3 protein-coding genes are annotated in these 1,632 nt (G+C 73.7%); all 3 read left to right on the plus strand.

The features are described from left to right. Positions 1 to 97: 97 nt before the first annotated feature. Entirely contained in the window at positions 98 to 952 is an 855-nt protein-coding gene (locus QH283_RS08945; RefSeq protein ID WP_280502551.1) for a PHP domain-containing protein, read from the plus strand. Positions 953 to 957: 5 nt separating this feature from the next. After that, positions 958 to 1,215, plus strand: coding sequence for a hypothetical protein (locus tag QH283_RS08950; RefSeq protein WP_280502549.1), 258 nt, complete (start codon positions 958 to 960; stop codon positions 1,213 to 1,215). A 52-nt stretch (positions 1,216 to 1,267) separates the two neighbouring features. Beyond that, positions 1,268 to 1,632, plus strand: a 365-nt coding sequence (locus tag QH283_RS08955; RefSeq protein ID WP_280502550.1) for an FAD-dependent oxidoreductase, incomplete at its 3' end; no start/stop codon positions are given.

A 1,632-nucleotide genomic window follows, 5' to 3' on the forward strand; every position in this document is an offset into this window, starting at 1 on the left:
CTCTAGCGGGCCGCCCGCGATTCCGGCGGGCCGCCCGAGGCAGCTCGCCGACCCGCCGCAGGTGCGCCGTGGGCGCGGCGTTCGGTATGACTGGATCGTGCGCATCGACCTGCATACCCATTCCACCGCCTCCGACGGCACCGATTCACCGGCCGAACTGGTCGCCGCCGCGGCCGCCGCCGGGCTCGACGTCGTCGCCCTGACCGACCACGACACCACCTCGGGCTGGGCCGAGGCGGTCGAGGCACTGCCACCGGGGCTGACGCTGGTGCGCGGGATGGAGATGTCGTGCGTGGGCCAGGGCGAGGACGGCTATCCGGTGTCGGTGCACCTGCTGGCCTACCTGTTCGATCCCGCCGACCGGGCCTTCGCCGAGGAGCGCGAGCGGCTGCGCGCCGAACGCACCGATCGGTTGCGGGCGATGGCCGAGCTGATGGCCTACGACGGCCTGCCCATCGACCCGGAGGAGGTGCTCGCCTCGGCGGGGCCGTCGGCCGGTCGTCCGCACCTGGCCAGGGCGCTGGTGGCGGCGGGCGTGGTGCCGAGCGTCGACGCCGCCTTCGTGGATCTGCTCGCCCCGCACGGCCGCTACTACGCGGAGAAGGCCGACACCCCGCTGCGCCGCGCGGTGCGGATGATCGCCGAGGCGGGCGGGGTGAGCGTGCTCGCGCACACCAGGGCCCGTAAGCGCGGCCGGGTGCTCGATCTCGCGGAGATCCGCGAACTCGCCGCCCTCGGCCTCGGCGGGCTCGAGGTCGACCACCCCGACCACTCGGCCGCCGACCGCGAGCTGCTCACCGGTCTCGCCGCCGAACTCGGCCTGTTCACCACCGGCTCCTCCGACTACCACGGCACCAACAAGACGATCGCCCTCGGCGCGTTCACCACCGACCCGGCCCAGTTCGAGCGCTTGGTGGCCGGTGCGTCCGGGGTGCCGGTGATCGCCGCGTGAGGGCGGTGCGGGCGCTCAGCGGCACGATCGCCGCGGGCACGGTGCTGCTCGCGCTCGTCGTGATCGGCGCCGCGTTCATCGGCGCGCGCCGTGGTTTTCCCGGCCCCGGCGCGGAATCGGTGACCTGGCATATCGCGGTGGCGATCGTGGTGGTCGGCGCGCAGACTTTGACCGACCGCCGCCGGGGGATCACGGCGCTTTCCGGTTCGGCGGTGGTTTTTCTCGCCTGCGGACTGTTGATCTGGACGCAATGGTGGGGATGACCGGGTAACAAATGCTTGCGGCCCGCTGAATTCTGCCCGAATATTCGGATGTATGACCGAGTTCGAGGCGGACGTGCTGGTTCTCGGCGGTGGCCCCGCCGGAATCTGGGCCGCCCTTTCGGCCTCCGCCGCGGGTGCGCGGGTGGTGCTGGTCGACAAGATGCGTTGCGCGGGCGGCGGCCCCGCCGTCGACGGGGTCGGCGCGCTGTGGAACGTCGCGCCCGGCGCGGCGCGCGAGGCGTCGGTGCGGCAGGCGCTGCGGCACAGCGGCGGACTCGGCGATCCGGTCGTCATGCACCGCGTCCTCGACGAAACCTCTACGCGCACAGCGCAATTGCTCGACTGGGGCGACCGTTTCCCGGGGGGGGGGCGGGGCGCGGCCCCGCGGGGCCCCCCGCGCGACCGGCCGCGGGTCCG

Source organism: Nocardia farcinica (assembly GCF_029867845.1).
In the GTDB taxonomy this organism is placed as follows: Bacteria; Actinomycetota; Actinomycetes; order Mycobacteriales; family Mycobacteriaceae; genus Nocardia; species Nocardia farcinica_A.